Genomic DNA, 21,268 nt, shown 5'->3' with positions numbered 1-21,268 from the left:
CAGCTTTTTTATTTTCAAGAAATTTCACAATACGATTACTATAAATCTATGCCAATACCAAGGATGAGCTGATTAGGTCTAGTGTCTATCCTAATATCTTGGTTTAAAGCTTCTGCTTGGTTTTTGCTAAGACCACGCTCATAGCGTATATCAATATTAATACGTTCAAGTTGTATTCCTGTACCAAATTGTACTCCAATTGTAAATTGATTTTTTACTTCTTTTAATTGTACATCTTGCAAATCATTTTCTACTATGTACTGTAGTGCAGGACCTCCAAAAAGATGAATTGGTCCTAAGACTGAAATTCCTAATAAGATTGGAAGATCAAGTTTTCTAATGGTATAATCAATAGTTGCATTATCGACATCATAGTTACTATTGTTAATAGTGTATTGAAGTTCGGGTTTAAGGTATAAATGATCGGTTAATTGTCCTCTTATAAATACACCTAGGTGATACCCAAATCTATCATTTCCTAATAATCTTGCGGCATCAGTAATTTCTATGCTGCCGTTATCCCCATAATTAAGTCCCGCTTTAATACCCAATACTATTTTTCTCTCTTGAGCTGATATTGCGAAAAAAGCAAATAACATAAAACCAACAAATATATTTTTCATGTAAATAAAGTTTAGTAACAAGCTAATACACTATATACCATTAGTAGTATAATAGGTAAAGTTGTTAATTAATAATTAATTCGAATGATTTTGGTATTGCGGCTAGTATATGATGAACGGGTATTGTTCTCATATATTTTGAGTAAAAACAAAAAACCTTCTGAAACTTATCAGAAGGCTTTCTTAATTATTTCAAAATGAAATTAGTTATTTTCTTTTAACCACTTTTTGTGCCGCTTTGGTAATAGCATTGGCATTTAGACCGTATTTCTCCATTAATTGTTCAGGAGTTCCACTTTCTCCAAAAGTGTCTTTTGTGGCAATAAATTCCTGAGGTGTCGGGTGTTGTTCTGAAAGAACTCTAGAGACACTTTCTCCTAATCCTCCTAAGAAGTTATGTTCTTCTGCTGTTACAATAGCTCCTGTCTTTTTAACAGAGGTTACAATAGCTTCACTGTCTAGAGGTTTTATAGTGTGAATATTAATCACTTCTGCGCTTATTCCTTCTTCTGATAATGTCTCAGCGGCCTCAAGAGCTTCCCATACCATATGACCTGTTGCAACAATAGTAACATCTGTCCCTTCTTGAAGAAGAACGGCTTTGCCAATCTCGAATTTTTGATCCTCAGCCGTAAAATTAGCAACTTTTGGCCTTCCGAAACGGAGATAAACAGGACCTTCGTGATCTGCGATAGCAATAGTCGCTGCTTTTGTTTGGTTATAATCACAGGTGTTTATTACGGTCATTCCCGGCAGCATTTTCATTAATCCAATATCTTCGAGAATTTGGTGGGTAGCACCATCTTCACCAAGGGTTAATCCTGCATGAGATGCACAAATTTTTACATTTTTACCACTATACGCAATCGATTGGCGTATTTGATCATATACACGTCCGGTAGAAAAGTTAGCAAATGTTCCTGTAAATGGAATTTTACCTCCTATCGTAAGTCCGGCTGCGATCCCCATCATATTAGCTTCTGCGATACCGATCTGAAAAAAACGTTCGGGGTTATTAGCTATAAAAGCGTCCATTTTTAACGAACCTATTAAGTCAGCACACAATGCTACTACATTTTCATTCGTTTTTCCTAATTCTTCCAAACCAGCTCCAAAACCAGAACGAGTATCTTTTTTTCCTGTATCTATATATTTTTTCATTTTGTCCTTTAAATATGGGTGCTTTAATAATCTCCTAGAGTCTCAGGGTTTTGTGAGAGTCCAATTGCTAATTGCTCATCATTAGGAGCTTTACCGTGCCAAGCATGGGTGTGCATCATAAAATCGACACCATGTCCCATGATAGTGTGTAGCAATACACAAACAGGTTTTCCTTTTCCAGTTCTACTTTTGGCTTCTTTTAATCCATCGACAACAGCAGCAATAGAATTACCTTCTTTAATATCCAAAACATCCCATCCAAAAGCTTCAAATTTTGCCCGTACACTACCCATTGCTAATACATCATCAGTAGAGCCATCAATTTGTTGACCATTAAGATCTATGGTTGCTATAATATTGTCTACTTTTTTTCCGGCAGCATACATAATAGCCTCCCAATTTTGACCTTCCTGAAGTTCTCCATCACCATGTAAACTGTATACTAAATGAGGATCATTGTTTAATTTTTTGGCTTGGGCGGCTCCAAGAGCTACAGACATCCCTTGTCCTAAAGATCCAGAAGCAATTCGTATGCCAGGAAGCCCTTCATGAGTCGTGGGGTGTCCTTGTAGTCTACTGTTAATTAGTCTAAAAGTGTTTAGTTCTTCTACTGGAAAATATCCACTCCGCGCTAAAACACTATAATATACGGGGGAAATATGACCATTCGATAAGAAAAAGATATCCTCATTGATACCATTCATGTCAAAATCATCTTTTCGTTCTAAAACTTCCTGAAAAAGTGATACGAAAAACTCCGTACATCCCAAAGAACCCCCAGGGTGACCCGAATTAACCTTATGTACTTGTCGTAAAATGTCTCTACGAACTTGCGTAGCAAAATCCTCTAATTGTTTTGTTTTTGGCATTATAATGCTGATTTCTTGATAATGAGTGACCAAAAATACAGGTTTTGTATATGGTGACAAAATGTTAAACCCGATTTATGTAGAGTAACTTTGATATAGTCGTTTTAACTACTATGTAATATGATGTTTTATTAGATTTTTGAATTTCAAAATCATAGTTAAATAGTATATTCTAAAGTAATCGAAAATACAAATGAGTTTTTAATATGTAATTAGGAGTAATAAAGACGTTAAATTATGAAACTATTTAGAATAGAAAAAGTTTTCAAAAAAGTACAGGTATTAATGTGATTCTAGTTAGTTATCTTTGCGCTCTATCAAACAGGAACTATGCAATTTGACCTTTTGTCTAAAGACCCAGAAAGTAAAGCACGGGCAGGAAAAATAACAACAGATCATGGTGTTATTGAAACTCCAATATTTATGCCAGTGGGGACAGTGGCTACCGTAAAAGGAGTACACCAAAGAGAACTTAAGAACGATATTAATCCAGATATTATATTAGGTAATACTTACCATTTATATTTAAGACCACAAACTCCTATCTTAGAAAAAGCAGGGGGATTACATAAATTTATGAATTGGGATAGGAATATACTTACTGATAGTGGAGGATATCAGGTATATTCATTATCGGCTAATCGAAAAATTAAAGAAGAAGGAGTTAAGTTTAAGTCACATATAGATGGTTCTTATCATGTATTTACTCCCGAAAATGTAATGGAGATTCAGCGTACTATCGGCGCAGACATTATCATGGCGTTTGATGAGTGTACACCTTACCCATGTGATTATCAATATGCCAAAAGAAGTATGCATATGACGCACAGATGGTTAAATCGTTGTATGCAACATTTAGAAAAAATTCCGGTTAAGTATGGATATGATCAAGCTTTTTTTCCGATAGTGCAAGGTAGTACATATAAAGACCTTAGAAGACAATCAGCAGAATATATTGCAAATGCAGGAGCGGTTGGTAATGCTATTGGGGGATTATCAGTAGGAGAACCAGCAGAAGAAATGTATGCAATGACAGAAGTAGTTACAGAAATTTTGCCAGAAGATAAGCCACGTTATTTGATGGGGGTAGGAACACCAATCAATATATTAGAAAATATAGCTTTGGGTGTAGATATGTTTGATTGTGTAATGCCAACAAGAAATGCAAGAAATGGAATGCTGTTTACTGCACACGGAACCATTAATATGAAAAATAAAAAATGGGCAGATGATTTTTCTCCAATTGATGAAATGGGGATTACTTTTGTCGACACAGAATACTCAAAAGCATATCTGAAACATCTTTTTTCTGTTAATGAATTGTTAGGAAAACAGATTGCAACTATTCATAATTTAGGTTTTTATTTATGGTTGGTTAGAGAAGCTAGAAAGCATATATTAGCAGGAGATTTTTACTCCTGGAAAAATATGATGGTGAAACAAATGGATAAAAGGTTATAGCAGTAAGAAGGTAAAATAGGTTGGGATTGATTTTTTATTAAATGAATCTGGAAATGCCTTAATGTATTTATTTTGATTATTTAAATACAAAAATTCAATTAAGAAAACAGGTATGAAAATACTAGATTGGTATATACTTAAAAGGTACTTAGGAACATTTTTTACAATGATCTTATTATTTATACCTATTGGGATAATAGTAGATCTTTCTGAAAAAATAGATAATATGTTAGAGCATAAGGTTCCTTTGAAGCCTATAATGCTATATTACCTTGACTTTACGGTATATTTTGCAAATTTGTTATTTCCTCTTTTTGTATTTCTTTCGGTAATTTGGTTTACCTCTAAATTGGCAAATAAAACAGAAATTATAGCTTTTCTAAGTTCTGGTGTTTCGTTTTGGAGGTTCTTACGACCCTATATGATTGGCGCAGTTATAATTTGTGTAGGAGCTTTGGCAATGGGATTGTTCCTTGCACCAAAAGCAAGTCAAGGTTTTAATGAGTTTAGATATTCTTATCTAAAAAAGAATAAAAAAGTTCAGGAAACAAAAAATGTATACAGACAACTTAACGATAGCATGTTTTTGTATGCTAACAACTTTAAACCTTTGCAAAAATCAGCAACGAACTTTACTCTCGAACATTTTGATGGTAATATGTTATGCACCAAAATATCAGCTAGAAAAATAACGTTCAAAGATAGTATATATGAATTGAAAGGGTTTGTAAAACGTTCTGTTACAGATGGCGATGATATTATAGAAAAGGCAAAAGTAAAAGATACAGTATTACCTTTTAATATGGACGAATTTACACCTGTTACTTATGTGGCAGAGACACTTAACTATAACGAATTAAGCGCATTCATAGAAAAAGAAAGTAGAAGAGGTTCTTCTGATATAAATCGTTACAAAGTAGTTGCTTACAAGCGTTGGAGCTTGCCTATTTCAGCATTTATTCTAACCGTAATTGGGGTAGCAGTTTCTTCTATGAAACGAAGAGGAGGAATGGGAGTCAATCTAGCGGTAGGTATTTCATTAGCATTTATTTTTATTTTTTTAGATAAAGTATTAGGTACATTGGCTAGACAATCAGATTTTTCTCCTTTAGTAGCAGTATGGTTTCCAAATGTATCTTTCGGAATTTTAGCTATTTATCTTTTATATAATGCCAAACGTTAAGGTTAGAAATTATCTTCATCTACATTTTATAGTGTTTATATGGGGGTTTACAGCAATATTAGGAGAGTTAATATCAATTGAAGCGTTGCCATTAGTTTGGTATCGAATGCTTTTGGCTTCAGGTTTTATCTATGTGTTTATTTATAGTAAGAAAATATCTCTAGTGATATCTAGACGTTTGTTTTTTAAACTTTTTGGAGCCGGAGTCATTATTGCATTGCATTGGATTACGTTTTTCGCTGCAATTAAGGTTTCAAATATTTCCATTACTTTAGCAATGCTATCTACAGGGGCATTCTTTACTTCAATTCTTGAACCCATTTTTTATAATCGCAAAGTAATATGGTACGAAATTCTTTTTGGAGTTTTAGTGATTATTGGGTTGTATATTATTTTTAGCGTAGAGAGTGGGTATTCGTTGGGGATTGTATATGCTTTATTATCAGCTTTTTTATCTGCAGTTTTTTCGATAATTAATGGTAAAATGGCTCAAGAACATAATCCCTCAATGATTTCTTTCTATGAATTGGTAAGTGGTACCCTTATAGTAACTCTGTTTTTACTTGGTATAACTTTTTTTGGTAATAGTGTAGAAGGATTTACTCTCTCATTCTTTCAATTATCAACTTCAGATTGGTTGTATTTGTTGTTGTTAGCATCTATTTGTACTGCGTATGCTTTTATAGGGTCTGTTCAGGTAATGAGGTATTTAAGTCCTTATACTGTTATGCTAACTATAAATATGGAACCTGTTTACGGAATTTTACTTGCCTATTTAATTTTTGGGGATGCAGAAAAAATGAACCCTCAGTTTTATTATGGCGCAATGATTATTCTGGGGACTGTAATTTTGAATGGGATCTTCAAAAATGCTAAAAAAAGAAAAAGACCATCAACTTTAGGCGACATTACGGACTAAAGTTTTTATATTTGTCGGCTAACCCTAGTTAATTAAAATATATTCTTGATTATGGAATATTTAGAATTTGAACTCCCGATAAAAGAGCTTGAAGAGCAATTTGAGAAGGCTTGTGCGATAGGCGAGGAAAGTGAAGTAGATGTAACAGATACATGCAAGCAAATCGAAAAAAGGCTCAAAGAAACTAAAATAGATATATATAAAAACCTTACACCATGGCAGCGGGTCCAGTTATCAAGGCATCCGTCAAGACCATATACATTGGATTATATAGATGCGATATGTGGTGATTCTTTTTTAGAATTACATGGAGATCGCAATGTAAAAGACGATAAAGCCATGATTGGCGGTTTGGGTAAAATTGGTGATCAAAGCTTTATGTTTGTTGGTCAGCAAAAAGGATATAATACAAAGACAAGACAGTATCGTAATTTCGGAATGGCAAATCCCGAAGGATATAGAAAAGCACTACGTCTAATGAAAAGTGCCGAGAAATTTAATCTTCCTGTTGTATGCTTTGTTGATACACCCGGAGCTTATCCAGGATTAGAAGCAGAAGAACGTGGACAAGGAGAAGCAATTGCTCGTAATATACTAGAGATGACACGTCTTAAAGTTCCTATCATAGTTATTATAATTGGTGAAGGAGCAAGTGGCGGAGCATTAGGTATTGGTGTAGGAAATAAAGTACTGATGCTTGAGAATGCTTGGTATTCTGTGATTTCACCAGAGAATTGTTCTTCAATATTATGGAGAAGCTGGGAGTTTAAGGAACAAGCAGCTGATGCATTAAAATTAACAGCCAAAGATAGTGTTAAGATCAAAGTGGTAGACGAAATTATTAAGGAACCATTAGGAGGAGCGCACAGTGACAGAGAAACTACGTTTAAAACCGTTCGGGATAAAATTTTAACATCTTACGAAGAGCTTAAAAACTTATCACCAGAAGAATTGGTTGAAAAGCGAATGGACAAATATGCAAACATGGGAGTCTTCAAAGGGTAGCCCCCAAAAAATCACTTAGTACCTAAATCTGAAGTTTGCACTTCAGATTTTTTTTATGCTTATTAACAATAAAATAAATTTATTAACAGTTCTTTTGTTGAAGAACGGTGGACATTCGTATCTTTAGATATAGGTGCATCTCTTTACAATTTTTTTACATTCGTAGTCATGGAAAAAGTACAGCAATCACAGCAAGTAAAGTACGGTCGGGGGAACGTAGTTACGCTTGAAAAAGGAAAAATACCACCACAAGCAATTGATTTAGAGGAGGTTGTGCTTGGAGCGATGATGATTGATAAGAAGGGGGTAGATGAAATTATTGATATCTTAAACCCAGATGTTTTTTACAGAGAGGCACACCAATATATTTTTGAAGCCATTTTTAAACTGTTTGAAAACTCAGAACCGATTGACTTATTAACGGTTTCTACTCAGTTAAAGAAAGATTCAAAACTAGAATTAGCAGGAGGAGATTATTATTTGGTTCAGCTTACCCAGAAAGTATCATCTTCTGCACATATTGAGTTTCATGCTCGTATCATTCTTCAGAAATATATTCAACGAAGTTTAATTAAAATTTCTAATGAAATTATTGAGGAATCATACGACGAAACTACCGATGTTTTTGATCTCTTGGATATGGCAGAATCTCGATTATATGAGGTCACTCAGGGAAATATCAAAAGATCGACAGAGAGTGCACAAAATTTGGTAATTCAAGCTAAGAAAAAGATACAAGAAATATCAAACAAAGAAGGTTTAAGTGGGATACCGTCCGGTTTTGATAAACTGGATAAATTAACCTCAGGATGGCAGCCAAGTGATTTGATCATTGTGGCTGCCCGACCTGGTATGGGTAAAACGGCTTTAACGCTTTCTATGGCAAGAAATATGTCAGTAGGTCAAAACATCCCCGTAGCATTCTTTTCATTAGAGATGTCTTCGGTACAGTTAATTACCCGTTTGATTTCTTCAGAAACAGGACTTTCGTCAGAAAAGTTGAGGACAGGGAAATTAGAAAAACACGAATGGGAGCAGTTAAATGTAAAAGTGAAGGATTTAGAAAAAGCGCCTTTGTTTATTGATGATACACCATCATTATCAATTTTTGACCTTAGAGCAAAAGCACGTCGTCTTGCATCTCAACATGGTATTAAAATGATTGTAATTGATTATTTGCAATTGATGACTGCCGGGGGATCAGGAAAAAATGGAAATCGTGAACAGGAAATATCAACGATTTCGAGAAACTTAAAAGCACTAGCCAAAGAATTAAGTGTTCCTGTGATTGCTTTATCTCAGTTGTCGCGAGCCGTAGAAACAAGAGGAGGAAGTAAAAGACCACTACTTAGTGACCTTCGTGAATCAGGAGCGATTGAGCAGGATGCTGATATTGTATCATTTATTTATCGACCAGAATATTACAAAATAGATGAGTGGGATGACGAAGAAAGATCACCTACACAAGGGCAAGGAGAATTCATTGTAGCTAAACACCGTAACGGAGGTTTAGAGAATATTAGGTTAAAATTTATTGGTCACTTAGGTAAATTTGATAACTTAGATGACTTTAGCACTCCTTTCGAGTTTCATTCTAAAATGAATGATGGTAAAGAAGAAGGGGATGAACCTTTTAATAAAAGCCATCTTCCTAGTGCAGATGAAGCTTTCGGAAGTAGTATAAATGATTCTAGTGATGATGATGACGAAGTACCTTTTTAAAACAAAACTTAATAATAACGAAATTTCAACTTTTACAATTCGAAAAAAGTTAATTTCATTATTGGTTTTTGCATGTCTTTTAGTTACGTTTCAGTCCTATGCATCCTATGTTTTATTGCCTATGGATGCAGATGAGCAGCAAAATCATTTAAAGGCATACGGGATTACCTATTGGACTTTGAGTAAGGATATGAAGGTAAAGTGGTTACTTAATTATAGAGGAGGAGCTTTTCTTTTACCAGACACAGAAAGGATAAGAAAAGAATGTACAATTCGCGGTGTTTCTTATGAAGTATTAAGCGATGCAGAAGCCCAAGGGATTTTGGAAGAAATTAGTAGTCCATCACAAAATATGGAGGCCGTTATATTAGAAAAAGCACCTAAAATAGCTGTGTATTCTCCTAAAGGAAATCAACCTTGGGATGACGCTGTTACTATGGTATTGACTTTTGCCGAAATTCCTTATGAAACAGTATATGATAAAGAGGTACTAGAAGATAATCTGATATTGTATGATTGGTTGCATTTACATCATGAAGATTTTACAGGGCAATATGGTAAATTCTATGCTTCTTACAGAGCCGCTCCTTGGTATATTAGAGAGAAAGCAGCAGCAGAAAAATTGGCGAATTCATTAGGTTATACCAAAGTTTCTCAAGAGAAATTAGCAGTAGCATTAAAAATTCGTGATTATGTAGTAGGTGGTGGATTTATGTTTGCCATGTGCAGCGCAACAGATAGTTTTGAAATTGCATTATCTGCAGAAGGTGTTGATATATGTGAGCCTATGTTTGATGGAGATCCTAGTGAACCCGGGTATCAAACTAAAATAGATTATAATAAGACATTTGCTTTTAAGAACTATACCTTAGAGCGAAGTCCAACGGTATATGAATTTTCTTCGATTGATATGACAAGAAATCGAAGGATCTCTAAAACTACAGACTATTTTACTCTTATGGATTTTTCGGCAAAATGGGATCCTGTACCTACAATGCTTTGCCAGAATCATACCGCATTGGTAAAAGGGTTTATGGGGCAAACCACGGCATATAATCCTAATGAAATAAAATCCAATGTTTTAGTTCTTGGAGAAAACAAAACCAATTCTGAAGCACGTTATATCCATGGTATAAAAGGTAAAGGCTTCTTTACTTTTTATGGAGGGCATGACCCAGAAGATTACACACATCGAGTTGGGGATCCAAAAACAGAATTAGAACTTCATCCCAATTCACCCGGATATCGTCTTATCCTAAACAACGTTCTTTTTCCGGCTGCGAAAAAGAAAAAGCAGAAAACCTAAATAGGTCAACTGATATTGTTCTTTATTTATAGCCTATATTTTGGTATTAGGATAATCTAAATAGGGTTATAACTTTGTTTAGAGATATTAGTACCAGAACCACTACTATAAAAGGGCTAACGCTAACAAAACAGTACTCCTTCACTATTCTTTTTTATCCCTGTATTCAGGGTAGTAGAATTTCAATCCAAAGACTATTTTTGAAAATATATAGAATACAAGTAACGAATTGGGGTATACTACTGTAGGTCTTTTGACTGTCAGTTTAATCGTAAGACAAGAAAAAATGAAGGAATTTAAAAGACTTAAAAACATATCTAAGCAATTTAGACCATATATAGGTTTATATAACATCGAAGTTCCTAAAGAAGTAGAATGGGAAGGAATTGATGAAGGGAGTACTATTTTTATTTATGATCACTATGCTCTGGATGAAGAGGTAAGAGAAGGGCTAACGACGTATTGTTTGCGATATGATGCTAAAGGAGGGGTGAGTTTAGATGACATATGGCTCTATTGGAACTGTAAAAAAGATGAAGAAACATTTGGAGGAATGTATGCACCTTTTGCTTTTATCAAGAAAGGGATCTGCAAAGGACCATTTAATGAGTTTGATGGGATGCTGTATTTAGAAGAAGGTTCTGCTGATGATTTTGAAAATATGACCGTTCATTTATATTCGAAAGAAAAAAGAGCATCTACGGTAGTGGCAAATTCTTTTAAGGAATTGAATATTCAGAAAAATGAACCGGATAGAGTACGTTCAGAAGCAATCAAAACTGAAGGAAATCAGTTGTTTGGAGAAGGAAAACCAAATGAGGCTATTGATAATTTTTACGAAGCTATTCTTGTTGATACAACAAATCCACTTCCTTATAATAATATTGGAGCGGTAGGAATACGGCAGGCCAAGACAATGCATGATAGTTATAGAGCAGAGTCTTTCTTTCAGTTATCATATCTTGTAGATGATTCAGAACCAATAGGAATACAAGGACATTATAGAGCCTTGGCCAATAGAAAGAGTTATGATGCTGCCATACCAATTGCAAAAAAAGCAGTTTCTGTGGAAAAAGATGATAAAGAAAAGGCGATTATATATTCTGAACTAGCCTATTATTACAAAGTTACGGATCGATTAAAAAAAGCCCGAAAAGCTTGTGAAAAAGGATTTCTTTTAGACGCAAACAATGAATTAATCCTGAAGTTACTTAAAGAACTTTAGACGGAAAATTATTTTTCTAAATTTTATATATTCATAATTGATCAACATGTTAGAATATCTCTTTTTTTACATGGATATGATTACCATTTTTTGATTTTTTTTGCCAAAAAACGTACCATAATCCATACCAAAAATATGCTCATTATTCAGGGAATTCTTTGTGTATTAGGATAAATAGTAAAGTTAAGTAAGTATATAATAGGTGAATAAAGAATTAGTTTAGTATTTTTAGATAAACTAATCGACACTATTATGATATCCGAATCTAAAAATCTATCCTTACTTTTTGTAATTCTTTCTATTATTTTCTGGTCTCCAGATGCTAATGCACAATTTTTTAAAAAATTAAAAGAGAAAGCAGAAAAAGCGGCAGAGCGAGCTATTGAGAAAAAAGTTGAACAGAAAACGGAGAAAGAAACAGAAAAAGCGTTTGATTCTACATTTAATAGGGGGAGTGCGAGTAAAAAAAATAAAAATGTTTTAGGAGTTTCAAAAGTGCAACCTGCCAGTTCTTATTTATTTACGCATAAATATGTTATGAACTTAGAAATTGATAAAAACACGACTACATTTGATTACTACTTAATAGAAGATAAAGAATATATGGGGTTTAAGGTACCCGGACAAGAAGCTTCAGGGATGTTTGGAGTAATAGATATGTCAAGAAGTGCCATGTTTTCATTTATGAACAATGGAGGGCAGCAGATTTATATAGCAACCAATATGAATCCAGATGAAATAGCTAATGAAAACTTGAATAGGTCAAAGCCCAAGGTGACCAAAACAGGAAAGACTAAAAACATCTTAGGGTATTCCTCATATGAATATTTGATCAAAAGTGATGAATTTGATGGTATAGCATGGATAACCGAAGATGCAGAGGTTGAGTTTTCGAATTATTATAGTGCCAAAAATAGAAAATCAAAAGCATCTGATATAAATGATTTATGGAAAGATTTACCTGAAGGATTGGTCATGGAAATGGATATAACAGATATTTCTCAAAAAAAACCCACCACTATCAAAATGAAATGCCTTGCTCTGGAAAAAGAAGCACTGACAATTGATACTAGTAGTTATAAGAGTATGTACTAAAACTAGGGTTGTTTTTTTTAGAAGATAATGGATAAGCTGATGTGTCAAAAAACAAAAGTGTTTATTTCTGTATTGGTGCTATTAAGGTCAATATATTGACTGTTAATTATTGACCATATTTGTTGCTGTACCGTTTCCAGAGTTCGGTTTGATGACTTTCTAAACTAATTTCGCGTCCTTGTATAAATGCTTTTTCTATCTGATTGGTTCGCATATCTAGTGCATCTCCAATACTTATAAATAATGTTGCGTCTTTGCCGACCTCTAGGGTTCCTACACTTTTATCTATACCAAGAATAATAGCTGTATTACCTGTAATTAGTTGAAGCGCTTTTTCCTTATCTAATCCGTGCGCAGCAACGGTCCCTGCTTGAAAAGGAAGATTCCTTGTATTGGCGCGCTCCATTTGTCCGCTGTTTTGTAATGCCACTAAGATACCCGCATCCATCAATAGTTTTGCATTTTTATAGGGGAGATCATAATCATCATCTTCGTTTTTGGGCGTGCTATGAGTTCTTGTTAGTAATACCGCGGTATTTTGTTTTTTTAGTCGATTAATAACTTTGTATCCTTCATCAGCGCCAACGAGGACTATGTTCTTTAAAGAGTATTTTTTTGCAAAAGTTAAAGCGTCAAGAATTGCTTTTTCTCTGTTGGCATGTATGAATAATGTCTGGCTTCCGTTAAAAACCCCTTTCATTGCTCTATAGGGAATACTTTCGGTATTAGAAGCTTTAGAAGAAGCTTGCGCCTGGTCCATAAAGTTTGATAACTTGGCAAGTTGTTCTTCGTATTTTTTGTTTACCTTATATCCTGGTGATTCATCCATCCACCAACGCCCTTTCGAATAAAGATTTGGCCAATTAAGGTGAACCCCATCATCCATCTTTAGTACAGCATCTTCCCAGTTCCAGGCATCTAGTTGAACAATCGATGAAGTGCCCGAGAATCTTCCTCCTCTTGGTGTAATTTGAGCAATAAGCACTCCGTTCGGGCGCATGCTTTCTACAATTTTACTCTCTGCATTATAGGCTATAATGCTTCGAATATGCGGGTTGTAATTACCTAGTTCGCTATCATCATCAGTAGCTCTTACGGCACCAATTTCTACTAATCCTAATGTTGTATTTGGAGCAATAAAACCAGGGTATATATGCTTGCCAGTGGCATCAATTATAGTTCCTTTTGGCTCTATATCTGATCCAATTGCGGTTATTTTTCCATTTTCAAAAGTAAGTACACATTTTTCAATGATTTGACCGTTGCCAATATGAGCAGTGACACCTTCTATTGAGATAATTTCGGTTTGTTTTTTTGCAGGTGTTTGCTGTCCTGTTATAGTTCCCACGAAAATAAGTAGTAAGGTAATGGTTGCTAGAATGTTTTTCATGATGGTATCTTAATTATTCTTTTGTCTAAATGCTATTTATTAAAGGTGTCTATCGTATGAGATTTCCTTAATGTATTGCTTCTAATGTATCGCAGTGAACATGTTGTTTTGCTTTTTTCTTGGGTGGTTGTGTCTTGCCTCCTTTGTTTTTGGTTTTTAGCATTAGTTCAGTAAGTTTATTTCGTTCTTGAGCGATAGATTTTCTTGCGGCTTTATCCTTATCCAAATCAAAATAAACGGCTCCGTCTATCAGTGTCTTTTCCGCTTTAGCGTATATAGAAAGGGGATGATCGGACCATAACACGATGTCCGCATCTTTTCCTACTTTAATGCTGCCTACACGATCATCTATATGAAGTAATTTGGCTGGGTTGAGGGTGACAAATTTTAAAGCCTCTTCTTCACTAACTCCTCCATATTTTACAGATTTTGCAGCTTCTTGATTAAGACGGCGAGACATTTCTGGATCATCGCTATTGATAGCAGTTACAACTCCTTGACGATGCATTATAGCTGCATTATAAGGAATAGCGTCATTAACCTCGTACTTATATGCCCACCAATCTGAGAAAGTTGACCCTCCTACACCATGAGTCACCATTTTGTCTGCAACCTTGTATCCTTCGAGTATATGTGTAAAAGTGTTGATTCTAAAATCAAACTTTTCAGCTACTTTCATAAGCATATTAATCTCACTTTGCACATAGGAATGACAACTCACAAAGCGCTGTCCGTTTAGAATTTCTAACAATGTCTCCATTTCAATATCTTTTCGATATGGGAGTCCACTTTTTTTACGTTTTCCGTACGCTATTGCACGCTCAAAATAATCAACATATACTTGCTCTACACCCATTCGTGTTTGAGGAAAACGGCTGTTGCTACCCCAATTACTTTGTTTTACATTTTCACCCAGAGCGAATTTGATGAATTTTGGTGAGTTTTTATAGATAAGATTTTCTGCACTTTCACCCCATTTTAGTTTTAAAATAGCAGATCTTCCGCCAATAGGGTTTGCAGATCCATGCAGTATTTGAATAGAAGTAACACCACCGGCTAAATTACGATAGATACTAATATCATCAGGTGCAATGACATCTTCTATAGTTACTTCTGCAGACGAATTATGCCCTGCTTCATTAATAGAAGCTGTGGCAATATGGGAGTGCTCATCAATGATTCCTGCAGTAATATGTTTTTTGGTAGCATCTATTATTTTTGCTCCTGCGTCATTTAGTTGTTTACCTATTTTAGATATTTTTCCATTTTTGATAAGAATATCTGTTTCTTCTAAGATACCATCTGCTTCATTAGTCCAAACCGTTGCATTTTTAAAGAGTATTGTTTCTGCTTTTGGAAGTTGTTTATTCCCGTAGGCAATATTAGGGTAAGTTACAGGTAAGACTTCTGCTGTTTCGATTTCATGGGTTTCTTTTGAATTGGTTTTATTGTCTTTAGCACTCTTGGGCTTCTTTTTTGCAGTAAAAATGGTTTCAGATCCATCGGATAAAATGGCTTTTCCGCTCAAGAGATCAGAAGATGTATCCACAGGAACGGCAATTCGTATATATTTCGCTTCTGTAGTGTCGCTATCTTTAATTGTTAGTGTTAGCCAATTATTAGCATAGGTTGTTTTTGAGTCTAAAGAAATGGTATCTAATTTTATTTCACTTTTTAATTTTTCTGGTGTACCCGTAAGTACCATATTGTACGTTTTTGCTGCTATTTCTACATCATATGAGCCGCTAATATCTTTAATATTCATGTTAGTGATACTATATTTATGACCTTGTACCCAGTTTTCATAAATGACATTATCTTTTGAAAAAAGTTCGTTTTTAGTTATCAAAAAATTGGCATAGGCTCCTTTTTTTAAACTTCCTAGAAGCTCACTTTTCCCGAGTATTTGTGCCGGGATAGTGGTTAGTGACGCCAATGCTATTTTTTTATCAAGTCCATATTTTATCGCTTTTTCTAAGTTGGGTTGAAAATCAGACAATTTTTTTAACTTATGTGTAGTAAAAGAAAATGGAATATTGTTTCTGGATACGATAGATGGGTTTGCGGGAGCTTGATTCCAGTGGCGCATACTTCCCAATGTGATAATATCTGCATCATATGGATTAGAAACATCATATGCATCCGGAAAATTAATAGGAAGTATATAGGTAGCGTTGGTAGTCTTTACTTTATCTATTCTGGCATATTCATCTCCACCACCTACGATGGTATATTGTATATTAAATTGGTCTCCGATTTTATCAGCTCTAAATCCATTAATACGACTTCCTGCTTCAAAAATTTGAGGTAATTTTTTGTTGCGTTCTAATGCTTCTAAAGAAAGATCTTTGTTTTCGCAATTACCGCTTTGATACCATTTGGCATCATGATATACTTGTCGGATCAGAGCAATAGCTCCCATTAGAGAAGTAGGGTATACTTGCGGGCTGATATTACTTTTTGTAAATGATAAAAATTGCGCAGATTGATCACTTAATAATCGTTCTCCTTCTTTTCCTTCTGTATTTAATGCGACCAAAAGCCCTGTCCCTCTCATAATACCATCTGGCATGTGTGTTTGTAAAACTCCAAACCCTTGTTTTAAATATTCTTTTGCTTTTTTAGCATCATAAGCAAAATTATTAAGAGCGTTGGTTTCAGGTCGAATATGGTCATTCCAGTAATATCCATCTCTGGTAGCATCCCATGCTGGTTGTGCACCCGGACTAAAGATACCTCTTGCTCCAGCTTTTTTCTTTGGTTTTTGTATGCCAAAATTGGTAAAAGGATCAATAAAGGATGCGTATATATGTTTTCCGTCTAAATCAACGGTAATGCTATTTTTTGGAATAGTTACAGAAGTTCCAATCTCAACAATTTTCCCTTTTTGAATAACTAATGTCCCCTTTTTAATTGTTACTTCTGGGGTTGGATGTATAGTAGCATTTGTGAAAACCGTATAATTTGTGTCTGGTGTAGTAACACCATCATTTTTCGGAAAATACTCTTGACCAGTCGTACTTAATAATCCTGATATAATACAAAGTGAAGTGAATAATTTTTTCATAACGATGAAGTAGCCTAAATTGAGTGAAGGTTTAAAGATACTTCTTGCGCTATATATGGTACATGCCTATTAATAATTATTTAACAACTAAAAAGATTTTGATAATTATCTATGCTTAACAGGGTGGGTTTTATAATAATTTACGATTAAAGCAACTACATAACTATACGTGGCTATTCCGTTAGGTTGATCATTTGCCTTAAGATAGGTGTCATATGTACTTTTAAAAATAGGTTCTAAAGGGTTTTTGTATGATTCCCAAAACTCATTTACTTCATAATAATTTTTTCTGATACCCGGTCGTAATTTTTCGATAAGGCAGATGGCTTTCTGCTCATCACGTCTATATAAATCGTTAAGACAGAATTTTAAAGCGAATGTAACGCCACTATAATTAAAATAAATGTCCTCATAATTAATGGTCACTAAGGCCGCAATAAAATTAGCTTCATTTTCTTTTGCAAAACCCAATTGATGTGCTTCTTCGTGGCAGCTTGTGGTAGGGGCTTTATAATTTAAAATTAATCGATTTACTTGAGCTTCATTTGTGATTGGGTTAAGATATCCGCTAAATCCCATATAGGTAAGGGGAGTGCTAATGAGAGATGTCTTAATACTTTTAGGGTAATATTTTAATGTTGGGAATATATGATTTAATTCCTCGTATGCTGGGACTGTTTTATCAAATACTTCCTTTTTGGTATATGGAATGTGTACTGGTAATGAGTCGTTTGGTTCTAGACTTTTATGTAATAAATTAGCTTCAGTAACTAATTTTTCAGAAACCTTAATCAGTTCTTCTTCAGTATATTGGTCTTCTATTTTTAAAAGCTCATGTAGTGGGAGCCTATAATAATTCAAGCCCCAAAATAAATGAAAGCAGGCATAAACTATAGATAATGTGGCTCCGATATCAAACAAGACCTCTTTTAGTATAATATGCTTTGTAAATACTTTTTTTATCAAAAATCGTATGAGTATAATAATAAGTATACAATATAAAATATCCCCAAAAGAAAACGGAATCCAGCCAAAAGCATACCGCAATAGGATAGAAGTATAAATGAAAATCCCATTACTATAAAAACGTTCTACAAACTCAGGAAAAAAGGAAAGTAGTTGTATCAGAATAATCTGTACAGGTAGAAGAAACGTAATAATGCGTTTTGTTTTATTAAGCATCCTGTAAATATATTTACAATTCTGATATTATGAGGAAATGATAACTTTTTTTTAAAGTATTATAACAGTTACTATTTTTTATCCTACAAGTTCTAGTAAAAGCGCTTATAACTCTTTAGGAGTTTTCGAATAAGAGAAGCTGTACTTCTTTCTTTGGTGTTCTATCTTCAGACTTTTATGATTTTATATTGGGATTTGGGATTTAAAATTTAGAATTTCGTAATCTATTAAATACAAAATTAAGACATGAACTCAGAAATAAGAGCTTTAGAGCCAAAAATGCTTTGGAATAAATTTGCAGACCTTAACGCGGTTCCTAGACCATCAAAAAAAGAAGAGCGAGTTATTGCATTTATTAAGGATTTTGGCACCTCATTAGGATTGCATACAGAGATAGATAAGGTTGGTAATGTTTTGATAAGAAAACCTGCCACACCTGGGATGGAAGATCGTAAAATGGTAGTAATGCAATCGCATTTGGATATGGTGCATCAGAAGAATGCGGACACCGATTTTGATTTTGATGCTCAAGGTATCGATATGTATATAGACGGAGATTGGGTACGTGCAAAAGGAACGACATTGGGTGCAGATAATGGGTTAGGAGTTGCAACAATAATGGCAATTCTAGAAGCAACTGATATTATACATCCTGCAATCGAAGCGCTATTTACGATTGATGAAGAGACGGGTATGACGGGTGCTATAGGATTAGAAGGAGGTTGGTTACAAGGAGATATTTTATTAAACCTAGATACCGAAGAGGATGATGAGATAGGAGTTGGTTGTGCAGGAGGTGTTGATGTAACAGCAAAAAGAACATATGAGGAAGAATCAGTTTCTGAAGGGAAAGTGGCATACACGATTGCTGTAACCGGGCTAACAGGAGGTCATTCAGGAATGGAAATTCATAAAGGTTTGGGAAATGCGAATAAAATTATGAATAGACTTTTGTTTGATGGCTTTGAGAATTTTGGACTCAGAGTTCATAGTATAAAAGGAGGAAGTCTTCGTAATGCTATCCCAAGAGAGAGTTTTGCTACTGTTGTAGTAGATGCTGTGCAACAAAAATCATTTGAGTATGAGATTAGAGAATTAGCAGAAATAATCAAAAATGAACATGCTGTTCTTGATTCAGAACTGACAATAACATGTAATCCTGCAGACTTACCAGAAAAAGTAATGGATCTTGGTGTACAGGAAGGTGTCTTAAAGTCTTTATATGCAGCTCATAACGGGGTTTATAAAATGAGTATTTCTATTCCTGATTTGGTAGAGACATCTAATAATATTTCTAAAATTACTATCGGAGAGGGACAGGTGGTTATTGAGTGTCTTACCAGAAGCAGTGTAGATTCTTCTAAGGTTGATATGGTGAATACTTTAAGGGCAGCTTTTGAACTGATTGGGTGCGAAGTTACCACAGGAGGTGATTATCCTGGTTGGGCACCAAATATGGATTCTCCTATACTAAAAGTTTTGGATGTTATTTATGAAAAATTAAATGGAGAAAAGGCTCATATTGCAGCTTGTCATGCAGGTTTAGAATGTGGGATTCTTGGACAAAATTATCCAGAGATGGATATGATTTCTTTTGGGCCAACAATTCTCGGAGCGCATTCTCCAGATGAAAGAGCAAGTATTTCTTCTGCTCAGAAATATTGGAAATTTGTTTTAGAGATTTTAAAAGAAATTCCTAAGAAATAATTGTAATATATATTACTAGAGGTTCTTCGGTTTATCAAGTTATACCATTAGAACTTCTTTGTAGACCTGTAAAAAGAATGGGTTTATACAGCTAAAAACAAAAACATCCCGAACAAATCGGGATGTTTTTTTATACTTCTAGTCTAAGTACAATATTTTTCTAGTGTTTATGGTCACCGTGGTCTGCTCCTTCATGATTATGCGCCTTATTATCTTCTGATTGATCTTTAATACTTACTAAATCAATTTCGAAAATAATGTCAGAATTAGGAGGTATTGGTCCTGCTCCTTTTTCTCCATAAGCCAAATGAGAAGGTATAAAAAGAATGGCTTGGTCACCTACATTCATTTGTTGAACACCTTCCTTAAAACCAGCAATCATTTGTGCATCCGGAGAATATGGCATTGGGATTGGTGCATAACCTCTAGGGTCTGCAGCTCTTCGCTCATTAAAAACACCTAATTTTTTTGCTTTTTCTGCGATATTAGTATCAAATACTTTTCCGTCAGAGAAATATCCTGCATAATTTACATTTACAATATCAGTAGCTTTAGGCTTTTCTCCTTGTCCTTTAGTAATGTAAACCATTTCTAATCCGCTTTCTAATTTTGTAGCAGTAGCTTTTAGTTCATTGAATTTTGCAGCTGTGGCACTATTTAACTCTTTTTGAACACGCTCTTTTTCTGCTTTTTCTTCTTCGATTGCTTTTAGTTGGCTAGTAAAAGCTGTTTCTGCATCAAAAGCTTTTGCAGATGCACCTTTACGAATAATATTTACTTCTACCATCTTAACTTCTTCTACCGGTTTGTCTCTTGCTGCAGTTTTTACAACTCCTAGACTATCGATAAGATCTTGCCCTACAACAATTTCTCCGAAAACGGTGTGCTTACCGTTTAACCATGGGGTTTCCTTAAGTGTTATGAAAAATTGGCTTCCGTTTGTATTTGGTCCAGAATTGGCCATTGATAAGATTCCTTTTGATTTGTGAGTCAATGAATCCACAATTTCGTCAGGGAATTTGTAACCAGGATCTCCACTACCAGTTCCTAAAGGATCTCCTGTTTGGATCATAAAGTCTTTGATGATTCTATGAAAAATAATACCGTTGTAATATTTTTTCCCTTTATAGAGACTATCTACCATTGTATTTGTACCCTCGGCGAGAGATACGAAATTGGCAATGGTCATAGGTACTTGTTCATGATATAGTTTAGCAACTGCAGTTCCTTTGTTTGTGATTATTTCTGCATATATACCATCCTGTAAATCAGGGTATTTTTCGTTGCAACTACTGATTACGACTGTTAAAATGGCTAAGAGTAATAAATTTATTTTTTTCATTTTTATTGGTA

Annotated in this window: 16 protein-coding genes; 9 read left to right on the top strand and 7 right to left on the bottom strand. The window is 34.5% G+C overall.

Annotation, left to right across the window (positions count from 1 at the left end):
* Positions 1-38: 38 nt before the first annotated feature.
* The 3 genes from DZ60_RS0107530 to DZ60_RS0107520 all read right to left on the bottom strand — a co-directional run bounded on the left by DZ60_RS0107530 (position 39) and on the right by DZ60_RS0107520 (position 2,653).
* Positions 39-623 carry a porin family protein gene (locus DZ60_RS0107530; protein ID WP_025741483.1) on the bottom strand — a complete coding sequence of 195 codons (585 nt, stop codon included), beginning with the start codon at positions 621-623 and terminating at the stop codon, positions 39-41.
* Between the two features lie 207 nt (positions 624-830).
* Complete coding sequence (locus tag DZ60_RS0107525; RefSeq protein WP_025741482.1) at positions 831-1,784, bottom strand: transketolase family protein; 954 nt, start codon at positions 1,782-1,784, stop codon at positions 831-833.
* A gap of 23 nt (positions 1,785-1,807) precedes the next feature.
* Positions 1,808-2,653, bottom strand: coding sequence for a transketolase (locus DZ60_RS0107520; protein WP_025741481.1), 846 nt, complete (start codon positions 2,651-2,653; stop codon positions 1,808-1,810).
* Between the two features lie 330 nt (positions 2,654-2,983).
* Here DZ60_RS0107520 and tgt point away from each other — a divergent pair, with 330 nt between their 5' ends.
* From tgt to DZ60_RS0107480, 8 genes are all read left to right on the top strand, one after another.
* Positions 2,984-4,114, top strand: coding sequence for a tRNA guanosine(34) transglycosylase Tgt (gene tgt, locus DZ60_RS0107515; RefSeq protein WP_025741480.1), 1,131 nt, complete (start codon positions 2,984-2,986; stop codon positions 4,112-4,114).
* Between the two features lie 112 nt (positions 4,115-4,226).
* A complete protein-coding gene (locus DZ60_RS0107510) occupies positions 4,227-5,297 on the top strand; it encodes an LptF/LptG family permease (RefSeq protein ID WP_025741479.1) in 1,071 nt (356 codons plus the stop codon).
* Positions 5,284-6,216: a DMT family transporter gene (locus tag DZ60_RS0107505; protein WP_025741478.1), complete on the top strand. Its 933-nt coding sequence runs from the start codon at positions 5,284-5,286 to the stop codon at positions 6,214-6,216. The genes DZ60_RS0107510 and DZ60_RS0107505 overlap by 14 nt, the downstream gene beginning before the upstream one ends.
* 51 nt (positions 6,217-6,267) lie before the next feature.
* Positions 6,268-7,221, top strand: coding sequence for an acetyl-CoA carboxylase carboxyltransferase subunit alpha (locus DZ60_RS0107500; RefSeq protein ID WP_025741477.1), 954 nt, complete (start codon positions 6,268-6,270; stop codon positions 7,219-7,221).
* Positions 7,222-7,389: 168 nt separating this feature from the next.
* The gene (gene dnaB / locus DZ60_RS0107495; RefSeq protein ID WP_025741476.1) at positions 7,390-8,943 is read left to right on the top strand and encodes a replicative DNA helicase; all 1,554 of its coding nucleotides are present in this window, start codon (positions 7,390-7,392) and stop codon (positions 8,941-8,943) included.
* A gap of 121 nt (positions 8,944-9,064) precedes the next feature.
* On the top strand, positions 9,065-10,249 hold the full coding sequence (locus DZ60_RS0107490) for a hypothetical protein (RefSeq protein WP_034229057.1): 1,185 nt from the start codon (positions 9,065-9,067) through the stop codon (positions 10,247-10,249).
* A 286-nt stretch (positions 10,250-10,535) separates the two neighbouring features.
* The gene (locus DZ60_RS0107485) at positions 10,536-11,474 is read left to right on the top strand and encodes a tetratricopeptide repeat protein (protein ID WP_025741474.1); all 939 of its coding nucleotides are present in this window, start codon (positions 10,536-10,538) and stop codon (positions 11,472-11,474) included.
* A 252-nt stretch (positions 11,475-11,726) separates the two neighbouring features.
* A complete protein-coding gene (locus DZ60_RS0107480) occupies positions 11,727-12,569 on the top strand; it encodes a DUF4412 domain-containing protein (protein ID WP_025741473.1) in 843 nt (280 codons plus the stop codon).
* A gap of 106 nt (positions 12,570-12,675) precedes the next feature.
* Here DZ60_RS0107480 and DZ60_RS0107475 read toward each other — a convergent pair whose 3' ends face one another.
* The 3 genes from DZ60_RS0107475 to DZ60_RS0107465 all read right to left on the bottom strand — a co-directional run bounded on the left by DZ60_RS0107475 (position 12,676) and on the right by DZ60_RS0107465 (position 18,208).
* Entirely contained in the window at positions 12,676-13,959 is a 1,284-nt protein-coding gene (locus tag DZ60_RS0107475; protein WP_025741472.1) for an amidohydrolase family protein, read from the bottom strand.
* 67 nt (positions 13,960-14,026) lie between these two features.
* Positions 14,027-17,026, bottom strand: a complete 3,000-nt coding sequence (locus DZ60_RS0107470; protein ID WP_025741471.1) for an amidohydrolase family protein — start codon at positions 17,024-17,026, stop codon at positions 14,027-14,029.
* A 105-nt stretch (positions 17,027-17,131) separates the two neighbouring features.
* Positions 17,132-18,208 (bottom strand): DUF3810 domain-containing protein, encoded by a 1,077-nt coding sequence (locus DZ60_RS0107465; protein WP_025741470.1) that lies wholly within the window; start codon positions 18,206-18,208, stop codon positions 17,132-17,134.
* A 246-nt stretch (positions 18,209-18,454) separates the two neighbouring features.
* Between DZ60_RS0107465 and DZ60_RS0107460 the strand changes: the two genes are divergently transcribed.
* Positions 18,455-19,915: an aminoacyl-histidine dipeptidase gene (locus DZ60_RS0107460; RefSeq protein ID WP_025741469.1), complete on the top strand. Its 1,461-nt coding sequence runs from the start codon at positions 18,455-18,457 to the stop codon at positions 19,913-19,915.
* Positions 19,916-20,075: 160 nt separating this feature from the next.
* Here DZ60_RS0107460 and DZ60_RS0107455 read toward each other — a convergent pair whose 3' ends face one another.
* Entirely contained in the window at positions 20,076-21,257 is a 1,182-nt protein-coding gene (locus DZ60_RS0107455) for a peptidylprolyl isomerase (RefSeq protein WP_025741468.1), read from the bottom strand.
* Positions 21,258-21,268 lie beyond the last annotated feature (11 nt).

This window comes from Aquimarina pacifica, from assembly GCF_000520955.1.
GTDB classification, from domain to species: Bacteria; Bacteroidota; Bacteroidia; order Flavobacteriales; family Flavobacteriaceae; genus Aquimarina; species Aquimarina pacifica.
This window is presented reverse-complemented; position numbering and strand designations above follow the sequence as displayed.

Excerpts from the sequence above, each read along its gene's own strand:
- DZ60_RS0107455 (WP_025741468.1), bottom strand. The coding sequence starts at position 21,257 with ATGAAAAAAATAAATTTATTACTCTTAGCCATTTTAACAGTCGTAATC.
- DZ60_RS0107530 (WP_025741483.1), bottom strand. The coding sequence starts at position 623 with ATGAAAAATATATTTGTTGGTTTTATGTTATTTGCTTTTTTCGCAATA.
- DZ60_RS0107520 (WP_025741481.1), bottom strand. The coding sequence starts at position 2,653 with ATGCCAAAAACAAAACAATTAGAGGATTTTGCTACGCAAGTTCGTAGA.
- DZ60_RS0107505 (WP_025741478.1), top strand. The coding sequence starts at position 5,284 with ATGCCAAACGTTAAGGTTAGAAATTATCTTCATCTACATTTTATAGTG.
- DZ60_RS0107500 (WP_025741477.1), top strand. The coding sequence starts at position 6,268 with ATGGAATATTTAGAATTTGAACTCCCGATAAAAGAGCTTGAAGAGCAA.
- DZ60_RS0107525 (WP_025741482.1), bottom strand. The coding sequence starts at position 1,784 with ATGAAAAAATATATAGATACAGGAAAAAAAGATACTCGTTCTGGTTTT.
- DZ60_RS0107480 (WP_025741473.1), top strand. The coding sequence starts at position 11,727 with ATGATATCCGAATCTAAAAATCTATCCTTACTTTTTGTAATTCTTTCT.
- dnaB (WP_025741476.1), top strand. The coding sequence starts at position 7,390 with ATGGAAAAAGTACAGCAATCACAGCAAGTAAAGTACGGTCGGGGGAAC.
- DZ60_RS0107475 (WP_025741472.1), bottom strand. The coding sequence starts at position 13,959 with ATGAAAAACATTCTAGCAACCATTACCTTACTACTTATTTTCGTGGGA.
- DZ60_RS0107485 (WP_025741474.1), top strand. The coding sequence starts at position 10,536 with ATGAAGGAATTTAAAAGACTTAAAAACATATCTAAGCAATTTAGACCA.
- tgt (WP_025741480.1), top strand. The coding sequence starts at position 2,984 with ATGCAATTTGACCTTTTGTCTAAAGACCCAGAAAGTAAAGCACGGGCA.
- DZ60_RS0107465 (WP_025741470.1), bottom strand. The coding sequence starts at position 18,208 with ATGCTTAATAAAACAAAACGCATTATTACGTTTCTTCTACCTGTACAG.
- DZ60_RS0107510 (WP_025741479.1), top strand. The coding sequence starts at position 4,227 with ATGAAAATACTAGATTGGTATATACTTAAAAGGTACTTAGGAACATTT.
- DZ60_RS0107460 (WP_025741469.1), top strand. The coding sequence starts at position 18,455 with ATGAACTCAGAAATAAGAGCTTTAGAGCCAAAAATGCTTTGGAATAAA.
- DZ60_RS0107490 (WP_034229057.1), top strand. The coding sequence starts at position 9,065 with ATGGATGCAGATGAGCAGCAAAATCATTTAAAGGCATACGGGATTACC.
- DZ60_RS0107470 (WP_025741471.1), bottom strand. The coding sequence starts at position 17,026 with ATGAAAAAATTATTCACTTCACTTTGTATTATATCAGGATTATTAAGT.